Source organism: Frankia sp. CoWAU3, from assembly GCF_977971855.1.
Map to the genome: position 1 here is coordinate 7,199 of NZ_CDWWXB010000115.1, position 3,780 is coordinate 10,978.

Below are 3,780 nucleotides of genomic sequence, written 5' to 3' on the forward strand. Positions count from 1 at the left end.
CGCCGCGCACGGCGCCGTCGACAGGCCCACCGCCGAGCAGCAGATCATCACCGACCGGGCGGCGGGCGCGCTGCTGCTGCGCGACGCCGGCTCCCCGGCCGACACCCGGTGGATCGACGCCCGTGACGACCTGCCCCGGCTGGTGCGGGCCGGCCGGCACATCGCCCGGCCCCGGCGATACCTCCGCAACTACGCGGCGGAGGTCGAGCCGACCGACCTCGTCGCCGAGGTCCTCGCGCAGGCCGGCCGGGGCGACGGGTGGGTGAAGCTCGTCGGCGACTGGATCGACCGCGGGCTGGGCGACCTGGCGTCGTGCTGGCCCGCGGACGTGGCGAAGGCCGCGATCGACGCGGCGCACGCCGCCGGAGCCCGGGTCACCGCCCACTGCTTCGCCGAGGACTCCCTCGCGGATCTCGTCGAGGCGGGGATCGACTGCATCGAGCACGCCACCGGTCTCACCGAGCACACGATCCCGCTGTTCGCCGAGCGGGGGGTCGCCATCGTGCCAACCCTGGTGAACATCGCGACCTTCGAGGACATCGCTGCGGGCGCCGAGGCGAAGTTCCCCGCCTACGCCCGGCACATGCGCGCCCTGTACGCCCGGCGCCATGACACGGTGCGGGCGGCCTACGACGCCGGCATCCCGATCTTTGTCGGTACCGACGCAGGGGGAAGCCTCCCGCACGGACTGGTCGCCGCCGAGGTGGCCGAGCTTCGCCTGGCCGGGCTGCCGGCTGCGGCCGCGCTCGACGCGGCGACCTGGGGGGCCCGCTCCTGGCTCGGTTATCCGGGCCTGTCCGAGGGCGCCTGGGCCGATCTGGTGGTGTATCCGAGCGACCCGCGGGCCGACGTCGCGGTGCTCGGCGCCCCGGACCTCATCGTTCTGCGCGGACGGCCGGTCTCTGCCTGAACGTCCCCGCGTCCCCCGGGTATGCGGCCGGTCAGCGGGGAGTATCGAGGACCTGCCGGACCTTGTCCAGCAGGGTGCGTTCGGAGAAGGGTTTGGTCAACAGCGATACCCCTGGGTCCAGCTTCCCCTGCGCGGTGAGAACGGGATCGGCGTATCCCGACATGTAGAGCACCCGGATGCCGGGTTGCTGGGCCCGGATGCGGTTCGCGAGTTCCCTGCCCTGCATGCGCGGCATGATCACGTCCGTGAGCAGCAGGTGGATGTCGCCCCGGTGCTCGATCGCGATCGAGCATGCGTCGAGGGCGGTGGAAGCCGCCAGCACCTCGTAGCCGTTGCGGCTCAGGATCCGCCGGGCGACCTCGAGCAACGCGGCATCGTCCTCGGCGATCAGGACCGTCTCGCCGTGCCGGGCGGGCTCGGAGTCGGCCGGTCGTTGCCCGGCCGGATCCTGCGACAGGTTCCGCATAAAATCACCGCAGTAGGTAATTTACCGGTGGCATTTAGTGGCCAGAGGAACCGTAGCATCGCTTTCGGTGGGTCGCCACCGCGCCGGCCAGGCCGCCCAGCCCGGCCCGGCTGCCTCAACCCGATCAGGCCAGGCCGCCTCAGCCTGGCCAGGCCGCGGAGGTCACGGCCTGGCAGAGGATCTCGGTGAACGGCCGCGGGTCGAGGCCGGCCGCGTCGAGCCAGGAACCGGAGTAGTACGTGTCGGCGTACCGTTCGCCGCCGTCGCAGATCAGGGTGACCACGCTGCCGCGGTGACCGGAGGACACCAGCTCGCAGGCGAGCCGTACCGCGCCCCAGAGGTTCGTCCCGGTGGAGGCACCCGTCCGGCGGCCCGTCAGCGTCTCCAGGAACAACATGGCCGCGACGGACGCCGCGTCGGGCACAGTGATCATCCGGTCGACGACGTCGGGGAGGAAGCTCGGCTCCACCTGTGGGCGGCCGATGCCCTCGATGCGGGAGTGCCCGCCGGTGACGTGCGGGTCGCCGGTGGACCAGGCGCGATGGAACACCGAGCCCTCGGGATCGACGACGCACAGCGCGCAGTTGTGCTGCCGGTACCGCAGATAACGCCCGATCGTGGCGCTGGTGCCCCCGGTGCCGGCGCCGACGACGATCCAGGTGGGGATGGGATGGCGCTCCAACGCCATCTGATTGAAGATCGATTCGGCGATGTTGTTGTTGCCGCGCCAGTCCGTCGCTCGTTCCGCGTAGGTGAACTGGTCCATGTAGTGACCGTTCGTGGCCTCGGCCAGCCGCCTGGCCTCCGCGTACACCGTGGTGGCGTCCGCCACCAGGTGGCAGCGACCCCGCTCACGTTCGATCAGGGCGATCTTCTGCGTGCTGGTCGAGGCGGGCATGACGGCGATGAAGGGGAGCCCGAGCATGCGGGCGAAGTAGGCCTCCGAGACCGCGGTCGACCCGGAGGACGCCTCGACGATCGTCGTCCCCTCCCGGATCCAGCCGTTGCACAGCCCGTAGAGGAACAGCGACCGGGCCAGGCGGTGCTTCAACGAGCCGGTGGGATGCGTCGACTCGTCCTTCAGATAGATGTCCACGCTCCGTTCCGCCGGCCACAGGTGCAGGGGGAACAGGTGGGTGTCCGCCGACCTGTTGGTGTCGGCCTCGACTCGGCGAATGGCCTCCCGAGTCCATCGGACGTCCTGTCTGGCGGGTGCATCACTCATGCCCTTCCCGTTCCCCGGATCATGCTTGGATGAAGATCTTTGTTCTTTCCGCCCGCCTTCGTCGATTCGTTGATCTGTGAGCTGTTTGTCTCTTATGGGTTATCGATGCGATTGCGGGCTCTGTATCCGCAAGTTACCGGTTCGATGGTCGAGATGCGCCGTCCGTGGGTCGCCCCTACCGTCAAGCTATGCCGGTTACTCAAGGTTCCGGTGCGCTGCCGGCCCGTCGGATCGTGTTCGTCCATGCTCATCCCGACGACGAGACGATCGCGACCGGGGCGACGATGGCCCGCTACGCCGCCGATCCCGACACCCAGGTGGTCCTTGTCACGTGCACGCTGGGCGAGATGGGCGAGGTGCTGGTCCCCGAGCTGACCAACCTGCGGGCGGACCGCGCGGACCAGCTCGGCGGATACCGGATCGGGGAGCTGGAACAGGCGTGTACCGAGCTCGGCGTCACCGACTACCGCTTCCTCGGGGGCGCCGGTCGTTGGCGGGACAGCGGCATGTTGGACAGCCCCGCGAACGACGACCCGCGCTGCTTCTGGCGGGCGAACATGGACGACGCGTCCGAGGCGCTCGTACGGATCGTGCGGGAGGTCCGGCCGCAGGTGATCGTGACCTACGACGCGATCGGGGACTACGGTCATCCCGATCACATCAGGGCGCACGACGTCACCGTCCGGGCCTTCGCCGACGCGGCCGATCCGGACTTCGCTCCCGACGCGGGTCCGACCTGGCAGGTCTCGAAGTTGTACGAGACGGCGCTGTCCCACTCCGCGGTCGAGTCCGCGGTGGACCGCATCTGGCGGTCCGACCTGGCGAAGACGGTCCCCGAGGGGATCACGATGCCCTCGGACATGCTGCTGTCGGTTCCCGATACCAAGGTCACCACGACGATCGAGGCGCCGGGCTTCTTCGCCGCGAAGATCGCGGCAATGCGGGCCCACCGCAGCCAGATGACCGTGGACGGATTCTTCTTCGCTCTGGTCGACGGGAACGGCCGGTCGGCGAAGGCCACCGAGAACTTCGTGTTGGCTCGGGGGGCGGTGGGCCCGGGCCAGGGCCGCGCAGAGATTACGCTACGTTGTGATCGGTGACGTTTTGTAGACGTGCTGTGGGGTGACTCGGGGCGCCCTGGGCGACACAGCGCGAGCGAAGCGTCTCTTTCCTCATGCG

Annotated in this window: 4 protein-coding genes; 2 read left to right on the forward strand and 2 right to left on the reverse strand. The window is 69.6% G+C overall.

Annotated elements, in window-relative coordinates:
- On the forward strand, window positions 1-910 hold a 910-nt coding region (locus AC08ON_RS11530; protein WP_476616940.1), incomplete at its 5' end, for an amidohydrolase family protein.
- Between the two features lie 31 nt (window positions 911-941).
- On the opposite strand, the gene AC08ON_RS11535 is transcribed toward AC08ON_RS11530, so the two are convergent.
- Both AC08ON_RS11535 and AC08ON_RS11540 read right to left on the reverse strand, forming a co-directional pair.
- Entirely contained in the window at window positions 942-1,376 is a 435-nt protein-coding gene (locus AC08ON_RS11535) for a response regulator (RefSeq protein ID WP_476607575.1), read from the reverse strand.
- A 139-nt stretch (window positions 1,377-1,515) separates the two neighbouring features.
- Entirely contained in the window at window positions 1,516-2,601 is a 1,086-nt protein-coding gene (locus tag AC08ON_RS11540; protein ID WP_476607576.1) for a PLP-dependent cysteine synthase family protein, read from the reverse strand.
- A 188-nt stretch (window positions 2,602-2,789) separates the two neighbouring features.
- Between AC08ON_RS11540 and mshB the strand changes: the two genes are divergently transcribed.
- Entirely contained in the window at window positions 2,790-3,701 is a 912-nt protein-coding gene (mshB, locus tag AC08ON_RS11545; protein WP_476616941.1) for an N-acetyl-1-D-myo-inositol-2-amino-2-deoxy-alpha-D-glucopyranoside deacetylase, read from the forward strand.
- The last annotated feature ends 79 nt before the right edge of the window (window positions 3,702-3,780 follow it).

Excerpts from the sequence above, each read along its gene's own strand:
- AC08ON_RS11535 (WP_476607575.1), bottom strand. The coding sequence starts at position 1,376 with ATGCGGAACCTGTCGCAGGATCCGGCCGGGCAACGACCGGCCGACTCC.
- mshB (WP_476616941.1), top strand. The coding sequence starts at position 2,790 with ATGCCGGTTACTCAAGGTTCCGGTGCGCTGCCGGCCCGTCGGATCGTG.
- AC08ON_RS11540 (WP_476607576.1), bottom strand. The coding sequence starts at position 2,601 with ATGAGTGATGCACCCGCCAGACAGGACGTCCGATGGACTCGGGAGGCC.